This is a genomic window from Cupriavidus sp. GW821-FHT02F09, from assembly GCF_059421605.1.
This window is the reverse complement of record NZ_JBWKVH010000004.1, coordinates 280,382-301,531: the sequence shown is the minus strand read 5'-3', so window position 1 is coordinate 301,531 and position 21,150 is coordinate 280,382. Positions and strand designations below refer to the sequence as shown.

At 66.3% G+C, this 21,150-nt stretch carries 16 protein-coding genes; 6 read left to right on the top strand and 10 right to left on the bottom strand.

Annotation, left to right across the window (positions count from 1 at the left end; all coding sequences use genetic code 11):
- Positions 1-76: 76 nt before the first annotated feature.
- Both AC07XB_RS07330 and AC07XB_RS07325 read left to right on the top strand, forming a co-directional pair.
- Positions 77-1,636, top strand: a complete 1,560-nt coding sequence (locus tag AC07XB_RS07330) for a sulfatase-like hydrolase/transferase (RefSeq protein WP_492376272.1) — start codon at positions 77-79, stop codon at positions 1,634-1,636.
- A 225-nt stretch (positions 1,637-1,861) separates the two neighbouring features.
- Complete coding sequence (locus AC07XB_RS07325; protein ID WP_492831520.1) at positions 1,862-2,521, top strand: response regulator transcription factor; 660 nt, start codon at positions 1,862-1,864, stop codon at positions 2,519-2,521.
- On the opposite strand, the gene AC07XB_RS07320 is transcribed toward AC07XB_RS07325, so the two are convergent.
- Positions 2,488-4,524, bottom strand: a complete 2,037-nt coding sequence (locus AC07XB_RS07320) for a sensor histidine kinase (protein WP_492831519.1) — start codon at positions 4,522-4,524, stop codon at positions 2,488-2,490. The two genes, AC07XB_RS07325 and AC07XB_RS07320, sit on opposite strands and share 34 nt — an antisense overlap.
- Positions 4,525-4,877: 353 nt before the next feature.
- On the opposite strand from AC07XB_RS07320, the gene AC07XB_RS07315 reads away from it, so the two are divergent.
- Positions 4,878-6,047, top strand: a complete 1,170-nt coding sequence (locus tag AC07XB_RS07315; RefSeq protein ID WP_492831518.1) for an isoprenylcysteine carboxylmethyltransferase family protein — start codon at positions 4,878-4,880, stop codon at positions 6,045-6,047.
- 56 nt (positions 6,048-6,103) lie between these two features.
- Here AC07XB_RS07315 and kdpE read toward each other — a convergent pair whose 3' ends face one another.
- The 9 genes from kdpE to AC07XB_RS07270 form a co-directional block, all read right to left on the bottom strand.
- Positions 6,104-6,799, bottom strand: a complete 696-nt coding sequence (gene kdpE / locus AC07XB_RS07310) for a two-component system response regulator KdpE (RefSeq protein WP_492376268.1) — start codon at positions 6,797-6,799, stop codon at positions 6,104-6,106.
- Position 6,800: 1 nt separating this feature from the next.
- On the bottom strand, positions 6,801-9,734 hold the full coding sequence (locus tag AC07XB_RS07305; RefSeq protein ID WP_492809317.1) for a DUF4118 domain-containing protein: 2,934 nt from the start codon (positions 9,732-9,734) through the stop codon (positions 6,801-6,803).
- A gap of 326 nt (positions 9,735-10,060) precedes the next feature.
- Positions 10,061-10,678: a potassium-transporting ATPase subunit KdpC gene (kdpC, locus tag AC07XB_RS07300; protein WP_492831517.1), complete on the bottom strand. Its 618-nt coding sequence runs from the start codon at positions 10,676-10,678 to the stop codon at positions 10,061-10,063.
- 48 nt (positions 10,679-10,726) lie between these two features.
- Complete coding sequence (kdpB, locus tag AC07XB_RS07295) at positions 10,727-12,946, bottom strand: potassium-transporting ATPase subunit KdpB (RefSeq protein WP_174425654.1); 2,220 nt, start codon at positions 12,944-12,946, stop codon at positions 10,727-10,729.
- Positions 12,947-12,957: 11 nt separating this feature from the next.
- Positions 12,958-14,778 (bottom strand): potassium-transporting ATPase subunit KdpA, encoded by a 1,821-nt coding sequence (kdpA, locus tag AC07XB_RS07290; protein WP_492831516.1) that lies wholly within the window; start codon positions 14,776-14,778, stop codon positions 12,958-12,960.
- The gene (kdpF, locus tag AC07XB_RS07285; RefSeq protein ID WP_006164365.1) at positions 14,778-14,867 is read right to left on the bottom strand and encodes a K(+)-transporting ATPase subunit F; all 90 of its coding nucleotides are present in this window, start codon (positions 14,865-14,867) and stop codon (positions 14,778-14,780) included. The genes kdpA and kdpF overlap by 1 nt, the downstream gene beginning before the upstream one ends.
- Positions 14,867-15,034 carry a hypothetical protein gene (locus AC07XB_RS07280; protein WP_170301836.1) on the bottom strand — a complete coding sequence of 56 codons (168 nt, stop codon included), beginning with the start codon at positions 15,032-15,034 and terminating at the stop codon, positions 14,867-14,869. The genes kdpF and AC07XB_RS07280 overlap by 1 nt, the downstream gene beginning before the upstream one ends.
- A 309-nt stretch (positions 15,035-15,343) precedes the next feature.
- On the bottom strand, positions 15,344-17,431 hold the full coding sequence (locus AC07XB_RS07275) for a hypothetical protein (RefSeq protein ID WP_492831515.1): 2,088 nt from the start codon (positions 17,429-17,431) through the stop codon (positions 15,344-15,346).
- A gap of 289 nt (positions 17,432-17,720) precedes the next feature.
- A complete protein-coding gene (locus AC07XB_RS07270; protein WP_492376215.1) occupies positions 17,721-18,692 on the bottom strand; it encodes a magnesium and cobalt transport protein CorA in 972 nt (323 codons plus the stop codon).
- Between the two features lie 144 nt (positions 18,693-18,836).
- Between AC07XB_RS07270 and minC the strand changes: the two genes are divergently transcribed.
- The 3 genes from minC (at position 18,837) to minE (ending at position 20,800) form a co-directional block, all read left to right on the top strand.
- On the top strand, positions 18,837-19,652 hold the full coding sequence (gene minC, locus AC07XB_RS07265; RefSeq protein ID WP_492831514.1) for a septum site-determining protein MinC: 816 nt from the start codon (positions 18,837-18,839) through the stop codon (positions 19,650-19,652).
- Between the two features lie 62 nt (positions 19,653-19,714).
- Complete coding sequence (minD, locus tag AC07XB_RS07260) at positions 19,715-20,530, top strand: septum site-determining protein MinD (protein WP_043342744.1); 816 nt, start codon at positions 19,715-19,717, stop codon at positions 20,528-20,530.
- Between the two features lie 15 nt (positions 20,531-20,545).
- Complete coding sequence (gene minE, locus AC07XB_RS07255; RefSeq protein ID WP_006164360.1) at positions 20,546-20,800, top strand: cell division topological specificity factor MinE; 255 nt, start codon at positions 20,546-20,548, stop codon at positions 20,798-20,800.
- Positions 20,801-21,150: the final 350 nt, after the last annotated feature.

Sequence of the window (21,150 nt, the reverse complement as noted above, 5' to 3'; positions counted from 1 at the left end):
AACAAAAAAACTACATCACGTTATTTACCTAATTGATGCCGATCAGGTCAGCGGCCCGACCGGCATCGACAAAGCCATGCCCACCAGAAACACCCTCTTCATCATGTGCGACCAGCTGCGCCAGGATCACCTGGCGTGCTACGGCCACCCCACGCTGCGCACAAAGCACATCGACGCCCTGGCCGCGCGCGGCGTGCGCTTCACCAAGGCGTTCGTCACCTCCGGCGTTTGCGGCCCGAGCCGCATGAGTTTCTACACCGGGCGCTACCCCAGCAGCCACGGCGCCACCTGGAACCGCGTGCCGCTGTCCGTTGGCGAAGTCACGCTGGGCGAATACCTGAAGGACAGCCACCGTGCGCTGGCGCTGGCCGGCAAGACGCACGTGATGCCCGACAACGCCAACATGAAGCGCCTGCATCTCGATGGTGGCAGCGAGCTGGAAACGCTGCTGCGCAGCGGGCACTTTGTCGAAGTCGACCGCCATGACGGCCACCACGCCGAGCCGCACAGCGCTTATGCCGAGTGGCTGCGCAAGCAAGGCTACGACAGCGCCGACCCGTGGACGGACTACGTGATCAGTGCCGAGAATGCGCAGGGCGAGATCGTGTCGGGCTGGCAGATGCGCAATGCCGGCCTGCCGGCACGCGTGGCGCAAGCACATTCGGAGACGGCTTATACGGTGGGCCAGGCAATGCAGTACATCGCCGCGCGCGGCGACGACCCGTGGGTGTTGCACCTGTCGCTGGTCAAGCCGCACTGGCCCTATATGGCGCCCGCGCCCTACCATGCGGCCTACTCGCTGGACGACTGCCTGCCGCTCAAGCGCCACGAGGCGGAACTGGACAACCCGCATCCAGTGCTCGACGCGTACCGCACGCAGGAAGAATGCGCCAACTTCATGCGCAGCGAAGTCTCGGACACGGTGCGTCCCGCCTATCAAGGCCTGGTGCAGCAGATCGATGATCGCCTGGGCGAATTGTGGGAACAACTGGAGCGCCTGGGCCGCTGGGAAGACACGCTGATCGTGTTCACGGCAGACCACGGCGACTTCCTGGGCGACCACTGGCTCGGCGAGAAGGAGCAGTTCTACGACACCGTGCAGAACATCCCGCTCATTGTCTACGACCCCTCGGCCGAAGCCGACGCCACCCGCGGCAGCGCGGATGCGCGCATGGTCTCGGCCGTGGACGTGGTGCCGACCGTGCTGGACGCGCTGGGCCTGCCGCCGGCCGACCATCGCGTGGAAGGCCGCTCGCTGCTGGACCTCACGCGCGAGCGCGGCAATGGCCAGTGGCGGGATTTCGTGGTGTCGGAGCTGGACTACGCGTATCGCGGCGCGCGGATCGCGCTGGGCCGGCAGCCAGGCGAGTGCCGGGCGTGGATGGTGCGCAATGCGCGCTGGAAGTATGTGCACTGGCAGGGTTTCCGCCCGCAGCTGTTCGACCTGGAACGCGACCCGGACGAGTTCTTCGACCTGGGCGAGGATGCCGGCCACGAAGCCATCCGCTCGACGATGCGGCTGCACCTGCTGGAATGGTTCTGCACCCTCAAGCCGCGCACTACGGTGAGCAACGACGAGGTGGCGGCCAAGACCAATGTCTACAAGCAGGCGGGCGTGTTTTTTGGCGTTTGGTGAGGTGGCTTGAATCGTGGCATGCCGCGCCGGGATAGCGCCCGGGATAGCGCCCGGGGTTAAAGATTCCTGCCGGTCTGGCCGTAATACCGGTTAAGCCACCCTGGGCGCTAGTGCCAGGGCAACGGCCAGTAGGGGGGAGCCCGGGCTGACGCCGTAGAATCTTGTCAGGCAAGCAGGGAGATTCCTCGCCACGATCATCGAACGCAACCGCTGCAAGGTTTTGAAATGGGCAATGTAGTCCTGCTCGAGGATGAGGTCGAGCTGCGCGAGGAAATAGCGGCTTTCCTGCAAAAGCGAGGCTGGAAGGTCAGCCAGGCCGGCAGCCTGGCGCAATTCCTGCCGCTGGCCGCGCAGGCCGACATCGCCGTCATCGACGTCATGCTCCCCGACGGCACCGGTTTCGATGCGGCCAGCCGCCTGCGCCGCGAGCGCCCCGGCTGCGGCATCGTCATGCTTACGGCCCGCGGCGAAACGCAGGACAAGCTGCACGGCCTGAACGGCGGGGCGGACCATTATCTGGTCAAGCCGATCAAGCTGCTCGAATTCGACGCCATCCTGCGCGCCTTGAGCCGCCGCGTCATCTCCAACTGGTGGCTCGACCGGCAGGCCAGCACGCTGGTGGCGCCGGCGGGAGCCCGCCTGGCCGTGTCGTCCAACGAGAGCAAGCTGCTCGAAATGCTGGCGCTCCATCCCACCCAGCCCGTCGATCGCCGCCAGATCGCCGAAGGCTTCGGCTTTGACTGGCTGAGCTACGACGAGCGCCGGCTGGAGACCATGGTCAGCCGCCTGCGGCAACGCTGGCGCAGCGAATCGGGCAGCGAATTGCCGCTCAAGACCGCCCACCGCAAGGGCTATACGTTCGCCGCGCCCATCGCGCTGGCCTGAGCCTGCACGCCCGGCGGCACCGACGGCAGAAAAATCGTGGCGCGGCAGCCCTGCCCGGGCGCACTGTCCAGGGTCAAGGTGCCACCCTGCATTTCCACCATGCGCCGGGCCAGCGACAAGCCAAGCCCGGTCCCCGGTTTCTGGCCGGCATTCTGGCCGCGATAAAAGCGCTCGAATACGCGCGGCAGGTCCGCCGCCTCGATGCCGGGACCGTTGTCCTGCACTTCCAGCACCACGCCTTCGGCCACCTCCCGGCCCCGCAGGACCACCCGGCAGCCCGCGGGCGTGTACTTCACCGCGTTGTCGGCCAGCGTGCGCAATGCCAGCCGCAGCAGGCTGGCGTCGCACGGGAAGGCTTCTGGCAAGCGTTCCCCATCCACCTCCAGCCGGTGCCCCTCCGACAGCAGTTGCGCTGCTGCCGCGGCGTCCTCCAGCAAGTCCGCCAGGCTGGTGGGTGACGGCCGGGAGCCATGCCGCAGCAATTCGAATCCGTCCTCATGCAGGGAGTCATTGAGCAGCATGGTCAGGCGTTGCGTGGCGCGCAGGATCTTCTGGTACCGGGCCGAGGTCTGCGGGTCATCATGGGCATCGTCCAGGTCCAGGTTCTGCGCCGTGGCATCGATCACCGCCAGCGGCGTGCGCAGTTCATGCGAGACCGTGGACAGGAACTGCCGCTGCTCCTCCTGCGCGCGCCGCTCCAGCGACAGCGACGCTTCCACCTGCGCCATGGCGCTTCTGAGCGCCTGGGTGCGCAAGGCAACCTTGACCTCCAGGTCGCGCTCGGCCTGGCGGGCCACGCGCAAGGCTTCGGCCTGTGCGGCCTCCTTTTCGGCGCGCATGTCGGTGTAGCGCCAGCTGATGGCCGAATTCATGATGAGCAGGAACGCCATCATGCCCAGGTAGTTGGCGTTGTCGACGAACGCGCCGGGATCGATCGCGCCGACGTTGCGCGCCAGGCGCAATACGGTGCCGCCAAAGAGCAGAATCAGGACGAACAAAAGCACACGCGCGGCCTTTTGGCCGCGCCAGGTCATCGCCGCGGAAGCGATCAGCAGTATGCCCATGGTGACAAGGCCCCAGAGCAGCGCCAGTGGGCGTATCCACCAGACGTTGCCCAGCAGCAAGCAGGGCGTCATGACCAGCGCCACCCCCCAGGCCAGCAGCGAAAAACCGATCGCCCAACGCCGCCACGGCGACTCGTACAGGCCCAGGTAGTGCGCCGTGAACAAGGTGCCAAGCGGCGTCGCAAAAAACCAGCTCACCACGTAGACGGCATCGCTCGTCAGCGGCCACCCAGGCAGGAGGTACTGATACGTGAAGCCCTCGGCGGACAGCGAGGTGAACAGATTGGCCAATACCGTCAGGCTGAACAGGCCAAAGGAAAGATTACGCGTGACCCAATAAAACCAGACGCTGGTAATCAGCAAGACCAGGTGCGCTGCGTAGAACAAGCCAAACAGAAGCAGCTCGGTGCCGATAAAGGAAATGAACGCTTCCGGCGACCACGCCACCAGGGGAAAGCTCATCGTGCTGGTACTGCGCACGCGCAAATACAGCGTGACCGGCTTGTCCACCGGCAAGTCGAGCTGAAACACCGGATTGCGGTAATCCACGTCGCGCCCCGCCACCGGCCGCCTGTCGCCGGACACCCGCTGCGCGTATCCGCCCGCCGCTAGCGGCTCGAACAGCGTGACGTCGTCCAGCAACGCCGAGCGCAGCTCCAGCAACCATACCGGCGCGGCTTGCTCCGGGCGCGTCAGGGTGATGCGCAGCCAGACGGCCCCCTTCACGTAGCCAAGGGCGGGAGGGGAGTACTGGGGCTGGAAAGCCGCCGCGAACTCGGGCCGCGATAACTGCTCGATGGTCAGCGCATCCTGCGGATCGCGCAGCAGCTCCCAATGCTCGCCCAGAGAGACCTCTCCCGCCGGCGGCAGACGCATTTCCGCCCATGCGGCGGAGTGGCCGATCCAGCACAAGAGAACGATCCAGAATAGCCGAAGCATTGTCCCTTCCAGTCGTGTTTCGCGACAAAAGGCCACGACTATAGCCCAGCAAGGATCGGGCTTTTTCACTTTGCCTGGCAATGTCAGGATTTGTCAGTTTTGCGGTGATTCCATTGGATAGGATCGGCGCTGATAAAAGCACTCGACTCCTATTCGCCATGCGTAATCCAGCCCTTCGCGCCCACTGCGATATCCATCATGGCGTCACCGAGGGGAACCAGTCAGCGACGACACCGCAAGACAAAGCGCGACGGCCCCGCTCAGCCACCCACGGCGCCGTCGCCGTCGTGGGCCTGGCAGCGTTCCTGCTTGCCGTTACCATCGTGAGGACCGACCGGCCCTTCGGCGATAACATGGTCCACTCGGCCCTGTTCATCGTCGGGGTGACGGCGGCGGCCATCTTCTTGCTCGACCTGATCTGGCAGAAGGTGCACTTGCGCGCCGCCACCGGCCTGGATTTTTCCCGGGACAATCCGTCGTGGCACCGCAGCCTGACCAAATTTGCGGGCCTGCTTGGCAGCATGGGCTTTGTCGGCCTGCTGTACTGGCTGTTCCCCGAATACCATGCGGCCTTCTACGAGCGCTACTTCTCCATGCTGGCAATCGTGCTGCCGGCCTGGGTCGCGCTGGCGCTGCCCTATTTCTTCTTTGTCGACCGCAAGATGGCCCGGCCCATGGACGGCTACTGGCACATGGGCAAGCTGGTCACGTTGCAGTGGGACAAGACGGGTGGCAAGGTGGTGGGGCAGCATCTGCTCGCCTGGTTGATCAAGGGCTTCTTCCTGCCTCTGATGTTCACCTATATGTGCAATGACCTGGCGCGCTTCATCGCCGCCGACTTTGCGCTGCTGACGAGCTTCAAGGCCTGGTTCGACCTGCTCTACGGCTTGCTGTACTTCATCGATGTCGGCCTGGTGGTGATGGGCTACCTGATGGCGCTGCGCATCACCGACACGCACGTGCGCTCGGCTGAGCCGTCCATGCTGGGCTGGGCGGTGGCGCTGATATGCTACGAGCCGTTCTGGTCGCTGATCGGGCGGCAGTACCTGCATTACGAGACCGGCCTGCAGTGGGGCGCGTGGCTTTGGAACACACCGCTGCTCTATGGCATCTGGGGCGGTGCGATCCTGGTGCTGACGGCGACCTACGTCTGGGCGACGGTGATCTTCGGCGCGCGGTTCTCGAACCTGACCCACCGGGGCATCATCACCAACGGGCCTTACCGGTGGACCAAGCATCCCGCCTATGTGGCCAAGAACCTGTCCTGGTGGATGATCTCCATCCCCTTCATGGCCCAGGGCTCAGCGGATGAAACGCTGCGCCACTGCCTGCTGCTGCTGGCCTTGAATGGCATCTATGCGATGCGGGCCATGACGGAAGAGCGGCATTTGTCCCAGGATCCGGACTATGTGGCTTACGCCAGATGGATCGACCACCATGGCATGTTCCGCTTCCTGCGGCATCTGCCGGTGCTGGGGAATCTGCGCTACAGGCCACCGGTGCCGCTTGAGCCGACCGCCTGACTACCTGACTACCTGACTATACCCATCGGCCGGCACCCTGTTGCCGGCCGATGGCATCACCCCACAAACCGATATCCCACCCCCACCTCCGTCATCAGGTGCGAGGGTTGCGCGGGATCGGTTTCCAGCTTGTGCCGCAAGTGCCCCATGTACACCCGCAGGTAATGGCTGCTCTCCGAGTGCGCCGGCCCCCAGACTTCGCGCAGCAGTTCGCGATGCGTCATGACCTTGCCGCGATGCGCGATCAGCACGGCGAGCAGCCGATACTCGATCGGCGTCAGGTGCACATCCTGCCCGGCGCGGGTGACCACGCGGTTGGCCAGGTCGATCTGCACCTCGCCAAAGCCGATCTGCGGCGTGCCTTGCGGATTGGTCTTGGCGTGGCGGCGCAGCAGCACGCGCACACGCGCGATCAGCTCGCCCACGCCGAAGGGCTTGGTCAGGTAGTCGTCCGCGCCGGCGTCCAGCGCGGCGATCTTGTCGTCCTCGCCGGAGCGCGCCGATAGCACCAGCACCGGCACTTCGGTCCAGGTGCGCATCTCGCGGATCAGCGTCATGCCGTCGCCATCGGGCAGGCCCAGGTCGAGGATCACCACGTCGGGCTGGCGCGTGCCGGCATCGATCAGGCCGCGCTTGAGCGTCTCGGCCTCATGCACGGCGCAGCCTTCTGCCTGCAGCGCCTCGCGCACGAAGCGCCGGATGTGCGGCTCGTCTTCGACCAGCAAGACAGTCGGCGAAAATTCAAATGCCATTTCAGTTGGACTCCTTGTTTGCTGCATCGTGCGCAACCAGCCCGGCGCCGTTGCCGTGCGTGGCTAGCAGCGCCGATTCAAGTGCCTCGGGCGGCTCGGGCTCGATCGCAGGCGGATTGCCGCGCGGCAGCGCCACGACAAAGCGCGCGCCGGTGTGGTCCGCGTTCACGCTCTCCACCCAGATGCGCCCGCCGTGCGCCTGCACGATGGCCTCGCACACGGCCAGCCCGAGGCCAACGCCCGCGGTCGCGGACTCGCGCTCGCCGCGCGTGAATTTCTGGAAGATCGAGAGCTCTTGCCCGCGCGGCACGCCGGGGCCGTCGTCCGCTACCGCGAGCCGCACCTCCGCTTCGACCACTTCGCCGGAGATGCGGATGCCGGTACCCGGCGGCGTGTACTTGGCAGCGTTCTCCAGCAGGTTGCACAGCACCCGCTCCATCAGCACCGCATCGCACTCCACCAGCGGCAGCGCCGATAGATCCGCGACCGACACGCGGTGCCGCGACAGCGCATCGCGCATGCCGGCAAGCGCCGCGCCGACCAGCTCTTCGAGCGACTGCCACTCCTTTTGCATGCGCACGTCGCGGCTTTGCAGCCGCGCCATGTCGAGCAGGTTGACCACCATGGTGCGCATGCGCAGCGCTTGCTCGCGCATGGCATCGACGGTTTCCGACAGCGACGGCGGCAGCGGCGGCTCGGTGCGCTGCATGGTCTCGGCCATGCCGATCAGGCTGGTCAACGGTGTGCGCAGATCATGCGAGACGGCGGCCAGCAGCGAGCTGCGCAAGCGTTCCGACTCCATCGACACCAGCGCCTGCTGCGCGACCTCCACGTAATGCAGCCGCTCGATGGCGATGGCGATCAGCGTGGCGAACACGTCGATCTGGCGGCGCCGCTCGGGCCGCGCAAAGGCGCGCCACTCCTGCGGCTCCACCGCCAGCACGCCGCGCGTCTGCATCGGCGCCTTGAGCGGCAGGTAGAGCACGGTGCTGCCCGGCAGCGTATGCGTGCCGGTGCCGGCGGGCTGGCCGTGATCGAACACCCATTGCGCCAGCACGGGATCGATCGCGTCATTGCCGCGTTGCGTGGGGTTGATCACCGGCGGCATCAACCGCCCCTTGGGCGAGACGAGGAAGAACGCCGAGCGCGCGCCAAGCGCGGCTTGCAGGAAGCGGCTGCTGATATCGATGATCTGCTCGGGCATCAAGGCAGCGGACAACTCGCGCGCCAGCTCGTACAGGGTGCGCGCATCGGTCTCGCGCTCCACCGACACCTGGGCCTGCTCGCGCAGCCCGGCGGTAAGCTGGCCGATCACCAGGCCCACCGTCAGCAACACCGCGAACGTCACGAGGTACTGCACGTCGCTCACCGCGAAGGACATGCGCGGCGGCACGAAGAAAAAGTCGAAGGCCGCCACCGACAGCACCGAGGCCAGCGCGGCGGGGCCGCGGCCGTGGCGCAGCGCCACGCCGACCACGGCCGCGAGGAACAACATCGCGATATTGACCAGGTCGAACCACGGCCGCGTCAGCGCCGACAACAAGCTGGCGCCCCCGCACCATGCGACCGCCCACAGGTAGTCGATGCGGTGCGCCACCACGCTGCTGTCGTCGTTGCGCGCCGGATCCTCGCGCACGTCGGCGCGCCCGCCCGCCGGTTGCGCGCGGCCGCGCGTATCGGCGCCCATGGCGTCGGCGGCCACGCGGATCACGTCGATCTCCGGGCAGCCGAGCGCCAGCGAATCGGCAAAGCTATGGCGCCCGAACAGCCAGGCGCGCGCGCCCAGGAACGGCGACAAGCCGAGTGCCAGCAGCGCCCGGCCGCGTGCCAGGAGGCTGCCGCCGCTGCGGCGCCAGTTGCCGGGAGCCCGCCCGACCACCACCTTGGTAAGGTTGTGGCGCCGCACATAACCCGCCACCGCCTGCACGATATCGCTGCCGGCCAGCGTCTCGGTGCGCGCGCCCAGCTCTTCGGCCAGCCGCATCGCCTCCTCGATATTCGCGCGCTCGTGCTCGGCAAGCGGCGCCAGGCGCGGCGTGGCCACCGTGACCACATGCCAGTCGCAATCGAGTTGCCCGGCCAGCCGGCGCGCGCTCTTGACCACCTGCGCGGCATCATCGCCGGTGCCGATGCACGCGAGCACCGCCTCGCGCGTGCGCCATACCGGCCGGATGGATTCGGCATGGCGGTATGCGCGCACGTCGTCGTCGACGCGGTCGGCGGTGCGGCGCAGCGCGAGCTCGCGCAACGCGATCAGGTTGCCCTTGCGGAAAAAATTGGTGGCCGCGGTGCGCGCCTGCTCCGGCAGGTAGACCTTGCCGTCGCGCAGGCGCCGCAGCAATTCGTCGGCGGGCAGGTCCACCAGGATGACTTCGTCGGCGTCATCGAAGACCGTGTCGGGTACCGTCTCCCACACCCGGATGCCGGTGATGCCGCCCACCGCCTCGTTGAGGCTGTCCAGGTGCTGCACGTTGACAGTGGTCCACACATCGATGCCGGCCGAGAGCAGCTCCTCGATGTCCTGCCAGCGCTTGGGGTGGCGGCTGCCGGACGCGTTGGAGTGCGCCAGTTCGTCGACCAGGATCAGCGCCGGGCGCCGGGCCAGCGCGCCGTCCAGGTCGAACTCCTGCAGCACACGGTCGTCGAGCTTGTGATGCGGCATGGCCTTCATCGGCAGCCGCTCCAGCCCCGCGATCAGCGCCTCGGTCTCGGCGCGGCCATGGGTCTCCACCACGCCGATCACGACATCGCTGCCTTGCTCGCGCAGCGCACGCGCTGCGCTCAGCATGGCGAAAGTCTTGCCCACGCCCGCGGAGGCGCCGAAATACACCCGCAGCTTGCCGCGCGCGGCGCGCTCGCCCTCTTGCTGCATGCGTTGCAGCAAGGCATCGGGATCGGGCCGGCCGGGGGCGTCGCGCTGGGCGGTGTCAGGCATGGTGGGGGTCATTGCCCGGGAGGAGGATGGATGAAAACGATTGTGCCACGCCTGAGGTCAAACACCGGCACGAATAACGCACTTCGGGCGCGGGCCGAAGCCGCCGAACGGGCCAAAGCCGCGCGCCATGACGACGGCTGTCTCTCCCTCTCCCCTCATGGGGAGAGGGCCGGGGAGAGGGGCGGTTTGGCTAGGAGCCACTTGAAGCGAAGCCAACGGTTTCATCCGGCCCGCCCCCTCCCCCAGCCCCTCGCCCGCCATGCGGGAGAAGCGAGCAAGCCAGCCGACATGGTTTGCGCACCAACACCTCCCAGACCTGCCAAACCTCACCGCTTCTCGGCATCCAGCGCCAGGTTCAACTGGAGCACATTCACCACCGGATCCCCCATCACTGCAAGCAGCGGCTTTTCCGTGTTGGCCGCAACCAGCGCTTCTACGCGCTCCAGCGGCAAGCCGCGCAACCGGGCCACGCGTGCCGCCTGGTACTGCGCCGCGGCCGGGCTGATCTGCGGATCGAGGCCACTGCCGGAAGCCGTGACCAGATCCACCGGCACGGGCGCCTTGTTGCCGGGGTCCGCCTCGCGCAGCGCGTCGATACGGGCGCGAGCGGCATCGGTCAGGGCCGGGTTGCTCGGGCCGAGGTTGGAGCCGCCGGAAGCTGCCGCGTTGTATGGCATGGGCGCGGTGGCCGACAAGCGGCCCCAGAAGTACTTCGGATCCGAGAACGGCTGGCCGATCAGTTCCGAGCCGATGACGCGGCCGTCCTTGACGATCAGCGAGCCGGCCGCTTCATGCGGGAACACGGCGCGCGAGATGCCGGTGATCACGCCGGGGTACAGCAGGCCGGTAACGGCCGACAGCACGACGAAGATCATCAGCATGGGGCGCAGCAGGCCACCCTGGATGGGCGTGGCGGGCTGGGCGGGTTGGACTTGCGTATTCATGGATGGCTCCGTTTATGTTCAGCGCGTTCGATGCGTTCGATGCTGCGCTCAGACCCAGCCGAACAGGGTCAGGATCATGTCGATCACCTTGATGCCGACAAAGGGCACCAGGATGCCGCCGAGGCCGTACACCAGCAGGTTGCGCCGCAGCAAGATGGCCGCGCCGAGCGGCCGGTACACCACGCCGCGCAGCGCCAGCGGGATCAGCACCACGATGATCAGCGCGTTGAAGATCACCGCCGACAGGATGGCCGAGGCCGGCGTGGACAAGCCCATCACGTTGAGCTGGTTGAGCTGCGGGTACGTGGTGGCGAACGCTGCCGGGATGATGGCGAAGTACTTCGCCACATCATTGGCCACGCTGAAGGTGGTGAGCGAGCCGCGCGTCATCAGCATCTGCTTGCCGATCTCGACGATTTCGATCAGCTTGGTCGGATTGCTGTCGAGGTCGACCATGTTGCCGGCTTCTTTCGCCGCCTGCGTGCCGCTGTTCATCGCCACCGCCACGTCGGCCTGCGCCAGCGCCGGTGCGTCGTTGGTGCCGTCGCCGGTCATCGCCACCAGGCGGCCTTCGGCCTGGTAGTCGCGGATCAGCTTGAGCTTGGCTTCGGGTGTGGCTTCGGCAAGGAAGTCATCGACGCCGGCCTCCGCTGCGATCGACGCGGCGGTGAGGCGGTTGTCACCGGTGATCATCACCGTCTTGATGCCCATCTTGCGCAGCTCGCCGAAACGCTCGCGAATGCCGGCCTTGACGATGTCCTTGAGTTCCACCACGCCAAGCACGCGTACGTGCTCGCCATCGGTGCTGGACTCCGCCACCACCAGCGGCGTGCTGCCGGCGCGGGCCACGTCGTCCACCGCCTGCATCACGGCGTCGGGGAACTTGCCGGCGCGCTCGGTCACGTACTTGCGCACGGCATCGGCGGCGCCCTTGCGCACGCTGCGCCCGCCGGCATCCACGCCGCTCATGCGGGTCTGCGCGGTGAACGGCACGAAGATCGGGCGCAGTGCGCTGATATCGGGCGTGGCGGCGCCGGCCTGCTGGCGCGCCAGCGTGACGATGCTGCGGCCTTCCGGCGTTTCATCGGCCAGCGATGACAGCCACGCGGCTTCGGCCAGTTGCTGCGCCGACACGCCGGGCGCGGCGATAAAGCGCGAAGCCTGGCGGTTGCCATGCGTGATGGTGCCGGTCTTGTCGAGCAGCAGCACATCCACGTCGCCAGCGGCTTCCACCGCGCGGCCCGAGGTGGCAATCACGTTGGCTTCCATCATGCGGCTCATGCCGGCCACGCCGATGGCCGACAGCAGGCCGCCGATGGTGGTCGGGATCAGGCACACCAGCAGCGCGATCAGTACGGTGATGGTGACGGGCATGCCGGCCTTGGCAACGAACACGCTGTACACCGAGAACGGCTGCAGCGTGGCAGTGGCCAGCAGCAGCACGATGGTCAGGCCCACCAGCAGGATGGTCAGCGCCAGTTCGTTCGGCGTCTTCTGGCGCTTGGCGCCTTCCACCATGGTGATCATGCGGTCGATGAAGCTCTCGCCCGGATTGGTGGTGATGCGCACCACGATCCAGTCGGACAGCACGCGCGTGCCGCCGGTGACCGAGGAAAAGTCGCCGCCGGATTCGCGGATCACGGGAGCCGATTCGCCGGTGATGGCGCTCTCGTCCACCGAGGCCACGCCTTCGATCACGTCCCCGTCGCCGGGCACCATGTCACCGGCCTCGACCAGCACCACGTCGCCACGGCGCAGCGCGGCGGCGCCCCGCGCCTCGGTGGCGCCGGCGGCGCGGTAATCGCGCCGGCCTTCCTTGACCAGCTTGGCGGTGACAGTGGTCTTGAGCCCGCGCAGCGCTTCGGCTTGCTGCTTGCTGCGGCCCTCGGCCAGCGCTTCGGCAAAGTTCGCAAACAGCACGGTGAACCACAGCCACACCGACACGGCCAGGATAAACCCGGCGCTCTCGCCACCCGCCGTGGCGGGCGAGAACAGCGCGCGGAAGAACAGGATCGTGGTCAGGATGCTGCCCGCATAGACCACGAACATCACCGGGTTGCGCAACTGGTCGCGCGGCGAGAGCTTCTTCACCGAATCGAGCAGGGCCGGCTTGACGAGCTCGGGCGCGAACATGCCGCCGCGCGGGCGATGATGGCCGCCGCTCTTTTGCGCGGCCAGGGCCGGCGTGACCACGCTGGTGGCCGGGGTAGTGTTTGCCGGTGCCGCGCCGGCGTTCTTGCTGCGCGTCACCATGGATTCTTGTTGCATGCGTTTCTCCATTACTTGCTAGCCGCCGAGACCACCGGCGCCTGCAGCTGCTCCGCCACCGGGCCCAGCGCCAGCGCCGGGATATAGGTGAGCGCGCCCACCATCAGCACCGAGCCGACCAGCAGCACCACGAACAGCGGGCCGTGCGTGGGCATGGTGCCGCCCGTCACCGGCAGCCTGCGCTTGGCCGCCAGCGAGCCCGCCATGGCCAGGATCGGCACGATGATCCAGAAGCGGCCGAACCACATCGCCGCGGCCAGCGCCACGTTGTAGAAGGGCGTGTTGGCGGACAAGCCGCCGAAGGCGCTGCCGTTGTTGTTGGCAGCCGACGAGAACGCATAGAGGATTTCCGAGAAGCCGTGCGTGCCTGGGTTGAACACACCGGCGCGGCCCGGCTCCACCATCACCGCCACCGCCGTGCCCAGGAGCACCAGCAGGGGCGTGACGAGGATCGCCACCGCGGTCATCTTCATCTCATAGGTCTCGATCTTCTTGCCCAGGTACTCCGGTGTGCGGCCGATCATCAAGCCCGCGATGAACACGGCGAGCACCGCATACACCAGCATGCCGTACAGGCCCGAGCCCACGCCGCCGAACACCACTTCGCCAAGCTGCATCAGCAGCATCGGCACCAGCCCGCCGATGGCGGTGAAGGAGTCGTGCATGGCGTTGACCGCGCCGCACGACGCCGCCGTGGTGATGGTGGCGAACAGCGCGGTGGCGGCGATGCCAAAGCGCGTTTCCTTGCCTTCCATATTGCCGCCCGCCTGCAGCGCGCTGGCCGCGTGGTCGATCGGCAATCCCGCCAGCGCGGCGTTGGCCTGCTGCTCGGAGGCTGCGGCGACGCATGCCATCACGATAAAGATCACCGCCATCGAGGCCAGGATCGCCACGCCCTGGCGGCGGTCCTTGACCATCTCGCCGAAGGTGAAGCACAAGGCCGCCGGAATCAGGAAGATGGCCAGCATCTGGATCAGGTTGGCGAGCTCCGTCGGGTTCTCGTAGGGATGGGCCGAATTAGCGTTGAAGAAGCCGCCGCCGTTGGTGCCGAGCATCTTGATGGCTTCCTGCGAAGCCACCGGGCCCATTGCCAGCGTCTGCTTGTCGGTCTTCATGGCCTCCATCACCGGCGCGCCCTTGGCGTCGAGCACCGGCTGGCCGGCTGCGTCCACCTTGGGCTGGCTGTATTCGACCGGCGTGACCAGGCTGACTTCCTTGTAGCTGTCGAAATTCTGGATCACGCCCTGGCTAACCAGCGCCAGCGCGATCGCCGCGGAAATCGGCACCAGCACGTAGAGCGTGCAGCGCGTCATGTCGACCCAGAAGTTGCCGATGGTGGCCGCGCTCTGGCGCGCAAAGCCGCGGATCAGCGCGAACACCACTGCGATGCCGGTGGCCGCCGAGAAGAAGTTCTGCACCGTGAGCGCCAGCATCTGCGTGAGATAGCTCATGGTGGACTCGCCCGCATAGCCCTGCCAGTTCGTGTTGGAGACGAAACTGACGGCGGTATTGAAGGCGGAGTCCGGCGTGATGGCGCCAAAGCCTTGCGGGTTGAGCGGCAGCCAGACTTGCACACGCTGCAGCACGTAGACGGCCACCACGCCCAGCATGTTGAAGGCGATGACCGCGATGGCGTATTGCTTCCAGCCCATCTCGGCATTGGCGCGCACGCCCGCCACGCGGTACAGCACGCGCTCAAGCGGGCGGCCCCAGGCCGTGGCGAGGTAGCGGTCGTCTTCCATCGCGCGGCGGATATAACGCCCCACGAAGGGCGCGAGCGCCAGCAGGATGGCTAGGTAGAGGACCAGTAGTCCCAGGAATTCGGTGGACATCAGAATTTCTCCGGCCGGAACAGGGCGATCAGGAGGTAGATAAAGACAGCAACGGCGAGCACGCCGCCCAGCAGGTCAGCCCAGTCCATCACAGCCTCCTGTCGGTGGCGCTGTCCTTGCGGCGCGCGTCGGCGGCTTCTGCGCCCGGCCCCTCGGCCGCTCCCGGCGGTTTGCCTGCGAGCGCGGCGCACAAGAGCAGCAGTGCGCCAGTCAGCGCACCAAACAGCAACAAACCAATGAAATAGATCCCGTCCATGGCAACACACCGTGAGTGATTCACAGATGGCAGATTAGGGATCGAGTGGTAAAAACGGGATAGAGAGGGACGGCGGGGGTGTAAAGAAGATATAAAAATCGCGTAAAAACGGTGCGAGAGCCCGTGGCGGCGCCCATCCCGCTTGCCGGGCATCGGCGCCAGCCAAGAAAAAGCCCCGCAGGCTGTTGGCCTTGCGGGGCTATGCAGGTCGCCGAAGCCGGCTGTGGCGCCGGCCGCGTCAGGAGCGCCTGATCCGTTACGTCAGTTGCATGGTCGGTTGTACGGTTAGTTGTACGGTTAGTTGTACGGTTAGTTGTAGGTAAAGACCGCCGACTTGTTGCTGTTATCCAGCATGCGGTACCCGAACAGCAGCCCGCGGTTGGTGGTGGCCGTGAACGCCGGCACCGCCGCGTTGACCACGATCGAGGTCGCGCCCCTGGGTGCCGACGTGGAGGTGCTCCAGGTACCGTTGTTGTCGACCGTGGCGGCAACGCTGCCGATCTGCTGGGCGGAGACATTCTGCACCCAGTCCGCCGTCAGCGACGTCTGCGCACCGGCCAGGCTGGCGTTGGACGGGTCCAGTGCGGCCAGCGATTTGCTGCCCAGCGTGTTCCACGGCAGGTTCACCCCTTGGGTGGCCGGCACGAGGTCGCTCAGCAGGGTCTTGTTGTAGCTGTAGGTCGGCGTGGTGTTGGTGCCATGGAACAGCTCGATGCGGTACTTCGCACCCTTGACCACCTTGGAGGCATCCGCGTTGTCCGCCGCTTGCGCCCATACCAGGCTGGCAGGATTGCCCGCCAGGGTGCTGGCCGCGCTACCGCTGAGGCCCGCGGTCCGCGAGAACCAGAAATTCGGGCAGTTGTACGACGGCGAGGGCGGGCTGAACTCGTTGCCGCACTGGGCGGTGCCGGGCACCGTGCCGGTCTTGTTGCTCACGTCCATATAGGTCTGGCCCACCTCGGCCGGGACCGGCGCGATATAGACGATGCCATTGCTCGGCAAGCCGGGCCCGGTCACGCGCGCATAGCTCAGGGGCGCGTTGTTGACGACGCTGCCCGGGCCCTTGGCGTTGATCATGAACTGGATGCCGCTCTGGAAGTGGCTGTAGTTGTTGTTGCTCTTGTTGAAGCCCGGGTTCATCTGCTCAACGCGCCGGATCTGGAGCTTGAGCGTGACGTCGACCGGCTGCTGGTTGCCGACCAGCCACCAGCTCGACGGATGCGCGCTGGTGGCGCCGCCCGCGATATCGCGTGCCGTCGTGATGATGTTGCCAGGGTTGCCGCTGGCGTCCAGGTACCGGATGTTGAAGATGGCTTCGTCACGCCCTGAGGCCGTCGAGGCGGCGGGATAGAACGCCATGATTTCCGGCACGCTGAACTGCGCGCCCGTCATGGTGTCGCTGGTCAGGATGCCGTAGAGCAATTGCCCGAAGTAGAAGCCATTGTGCAGGAAATCGACACCGGCCGCGTTGCTGATGTCGGCAGCGATGTTCTGGCATGCGGACGCCACCCCATCGACTTCCGGGCCGCCCTGCGACGCGCTCAGGCTGGTATTGGAGGACGTCACGCGCTGCGCGACGGGCAGCGCGAAGCAGGCTGAGAGCCCCTTGGCGACCGCCTGCGCTGCCTGCGGCAGGGCCGCAACGGCGACTGCCGGCGCGGCGAGCGTGCCGCCCGTGCTGGTGGCGGTGGCGATGGCCACGGGCGTCGGGTTGTCGACGGTGGCCAGCGCCAGCTTGCCGGTGGCCGGATCCGTGACCACCTTGACGATATCGAGCACCTGGTCGGCGGTATTGCCCACGCCGGCGGCCGTGGCGGCGGTGATGGCGGTCGAGAACGGATCGTAATTGGCGGGCGCGCCGATGGCGGCGAGCACGCTGGCGAGCTGCGCGACCACGTTGGCGGTGACTTTTTGCAAGGCGGCGGCGTCCACCGTCTTGCCGCTGACGAGAGTCAGCGGATTGCCGTCGGCGGCGAGTTGCGCCACGATGGCCGTGGTCAGCGGCGTGGCGTTGATGGTCAGCTTGGCGCCGGCAGCCGGCGTGACGGTGCTCACGCTGACCAGCGGGGCCGTGTTGCCCGTGGGGTCCGTGACGACCACGAAGAACGGCGCCACCTCGCCCGTCTTCAGGGTGCAGGTGTAGCTGCCCAGGGCGCTGGTGGTGATCGCGGCTTCCTGGCAGGGCGATGCTCCCGCGCTATCGGTAATGGCCACATTGGCGTTGGCCAGCGCCGCGCCGGTGGCGGCCGTGCCGGTCACCGCAGCTGCGGCCAGGACCGGCTTGTCGCCGGCGGAGCCGCTGCTTGTGCTATCGCTGCCGCCGCCACCGCAGGCGGCCAGCGCCAGCAGTGCCGCGCCGCTCAGCGCGACCCCGAATGTCTGAAGTTGAAGCTTCATTGGATTTTCCCCCTGAGAATGGATTCCGGTGTTTCTTCTGCTTTTCGTTTTTTTGCCAGCGCCGTGCCGGCAACTTGATTTACGGCAGGACCCTGTTATTCGTTAGCCGGCCGATGGCAGCGGTCTCGCGTCCCCCGGCAGGGCAAGACTAAGCAGCCGGCAAGCAGGTGGGAATCCCATAAACATGGCATGGCGCCCCGCCCCGGACTGCGCAGGGAGGAATGGCGGGGAAAAACGGGGGCGCCGTGGGGGCGGCAGGCGTGGCAACCGGGTTGCCACGCCGCGCGGCTCAGATCCAGCCGGACTTATGCAGCTTGCGCCAGAGCCCGCCGCAGGCGAGCGCGGTCACCCCGATCACGGTCGGATACGCATAGTGGAATTTCAGCTCCGGCATGAAGTTGAAGTTCATGCCGTACAAGCTGAACACCACGGTGGGAATCGCCAGGATGGCGCCCCAGCCGGCCAGGCGCTTGACCACTTCATTCTGGCCCACCGTGACCAGCGCCAGGTTCACCTGCACCGCGGTGGTCAGCATCTCGCGCACCACGTCCAGGGTGCGCACCAGGCGGCTGGCGTGGTCCTCGATGTCGCGGAAGTACGCGCGCAGCTCCTTGGGCACCAGGTCCTCGTGCAACCGGATCAGTTGTCCGCAGATCTCCTCGATCGGGTAGACCGCATTGCGCAGGCGCAGCACCTGGCGCTTGATGTGATACAGGTGCTCGATCGCGGCACGGTCAAATTCGTCGCGGAAGATGCCTTGCTCGAGCTGCTCGAAGCCATCCTCGAGCCGGGTGACGATGGGCATGTAGTGGTCGACCACGAAATCCATCAGCGCGTAGAGCACGTAGCCCGGGCCGTTGGCCAGCGCGCGCGCGTCGCTCTCGCAGCGCTCGCGCACCGGCGCGTAGCTGCTGCTCACGCCGTGACGGACCGACACCACATAGTTGGGGCCGACGAACAGGTGGGTCTCGCCCACCACCACTTCGTCGTCCACCAGTTGTGCGGTGTTCAGCACGATGAAGATGGAGTCGCCGTAGGTCTCCAGCTTGGGGCGCTGGTGGGCATCAAGGGCATCCTCCACCGCCAGGTCGTGCAGGCCAAACTCCTGCTGCACCTTGCGCAGCAGCGGCAGGTCCGGTTCGTGCAAGCCCAGCCAGACGAAGGTGCCCGGGACCGAGATTGCGTCGCTGATCTGGTCCAGGGCGACATCTCCCACGCGCTTGCCGCTGCGGTAGGCCACACTATTGACGATCGCGCCCATGACTGCTCCGTTGTTCAGATGGCGCAATCGTAACAAGGGCGCCATCAACGCGCCGCATCCGGCACTGGTCTCGGGTCATCCGGCATTTGTTACAGTTCTGCACCCAGACGAAGTTAGAATGTCCCATTTCCACGGTCACCGACTATGTCCCAGAAGAAATCGCCACGCTTCGAGCTGCGCAGTGGCAATGTCGACGCCCTCCTCCTCGCTCTCAAGACCACCGACATCGCAGCGCTGCGTGACGATCTCCTGTCCCGCTTCGAATCGACCCCCGATTTCTTCTCCAACGATGTGGTGGCCCTGGACCTGCGCCGGCTGGAAAGCGACGACCAGGTAGCCCTGGACACGGTGATTGAGACCCTGGCCCTGCTCAAGGCCCGCGCTATCGGCGTGGTGGCCCGCGAGGCGCAGCGGGGCTGGGCCGAGTCGTTTGGCCTGCCGCTGCTCGACAGCCAGAGCCGGCGCGGCGGCCGGGACGAAACCCCGCCGGCCGAGCCGGCAGGCCCTTCCCCGGCCGAAGCCCTGGCCGACACCCAGGCTGCGGCCCAGGCCGAGGCAAAGGCTGCGGCCGCCGAAGTGGAAGCCGCCGCCGCGGCCGCCATTGCCGAAGCCGCGTCGCGCAGCGTGCCCACCATGCTGATCGACAAGCCGCTGCGCTCCGGCCAGCAGATCTACGCCGCCGGCGACGTGGTGATCCTCGACCTGGTCAGCTACGGCGCCGAGGTCATCGCCGAAGGCAACATCCATATTTATGCCCCGCTGCGCGGCCGCGCGCTGGCGGGGGTCAAGGGCTACGCGCAGGCGCGCATCTTCTGCACCTGCCTGGAGCCCGAACTGCTCTCCATCGCCGGCATCTACCGCACCGCCGAACTGCCGCTGCCCGCCGATGTGCTGGGCAAATCGGCCCAGGTGCGGCTGTCGGGGGAGAAACTGATTCTCGAACCGCTCCGGATGAAGTAACACCCGCCGCAGAGCCCAAACCACAGCAGCGCAAGCTTCAACCATTACTGGATCCAAGAGCCATGGCAAAAATCATCGTTGTGACCTCCGGCAAGGGAGGCGTAGGCAAGACCACCACCAGCGCCAGCTTTTCCGCCGGCCTGGCCCTGCGTGGCCACAAGACTGCCGTGATCGACTTCGACGTCGGCCTGCGCAACCTCGACCTGATCATGGGTTGCGAGCGTCGCGTGGTGTACGACCTGGTCAACGTGGTACAGGGCGAAGCCAACCTGAACCAGGCGCTGATCAAGGACAAGAAGTGCGAAAACCTGTTCATCCTGCCGGCCTCGCAGACGCGCGATAAAGACGCGCTCACCAAGGAGGGCGTGGAGAAGGTCATCAATGGCCTGGTCGACATGGGCTTCGAGTACATCGTCTGCGACTCGCCCGCGGGCATCGAGTCCGGCGCCCTGCTGGCCATGTACTTCGCCGACGAGGCGCTGGTCGTGACCAACCCCGAGGTGTCCTCGGTGCGCGACTCGGACCGCATCCTGGGCATCCTGTCGTCCAAGACCAAGCGCGCGGCCGAAGGCGGCGACCCGATCAAGGAACACCTGCTGATCACGCGCTACAACCCGAAGCGCGTGCACGGCGGCGAAATGCTGTCGCTCACCGACATCCAGGAAATCCTGCGCATCAAGCTGATCGGCGTGGTGCCGGAATCCGAAGCCGTGCTGCACGCATCCAACCAGGGCACGCCGGCCATCCACCTGGAAGGCTCCGACGTGGCCGACGCCTATGGCGACCTGGTGGACCGCTTCCTCGGCAAGGACAAGCCGATGCGTTTCACCGACTACCAGAAGCCGGGGCTGCTTTCGCGCATCTTCGGCAACAAGTAAGGGGGGTCTACCATCATGTCGATTCTGTCCTTCCTGCTCGGCGAGAAGAAGAAGTCCGCTTCGGTTGCCAAGGAGCGGCTGCAGATCATCCTCGCCCATGAACGCACCGGCCATTCCGCGCCGGCCGATTACCTTCCCGCCTTGCAGCGCGAGCTGGTCGCGGTGATTTCCAAATACGTAAAGATCAGCGACCAGGATCTGCGCGTGAGCCTGGAACGCCAGGACAATCTCGAAGTGCTCGAGGTCAAGATCGAGATCCCACAGGGATAACCCTGAGCCGGGCCAGCACGCCCCGGCCCGCGCTTCAAGCGGCGGCGCTTCACCGTGAAACGCCCGCCTGGCCTGCCTCGGTGGCCGGAGCGCGCTCGCGCTGCCGGCACCATCCCCCACACCGTGGGGTGCGCGAGTAACGCTGGATTCATCTCGCGATGCACCATTATGTAAATTTGTCGCGGCGTCGCAACGTTTTTGCACCAATTGCCAGCTTAGAGGCTGCCAACGGCGTGCATTAGTGTCTAAATCTTTTCTGTTTTGTTAAATTTTCGCGGGCGTTTACACGAAACGTAAACTCGTCAGTCATCGCGATCCGACCGCTGACACTACAGAATAGAAAAGGAGCC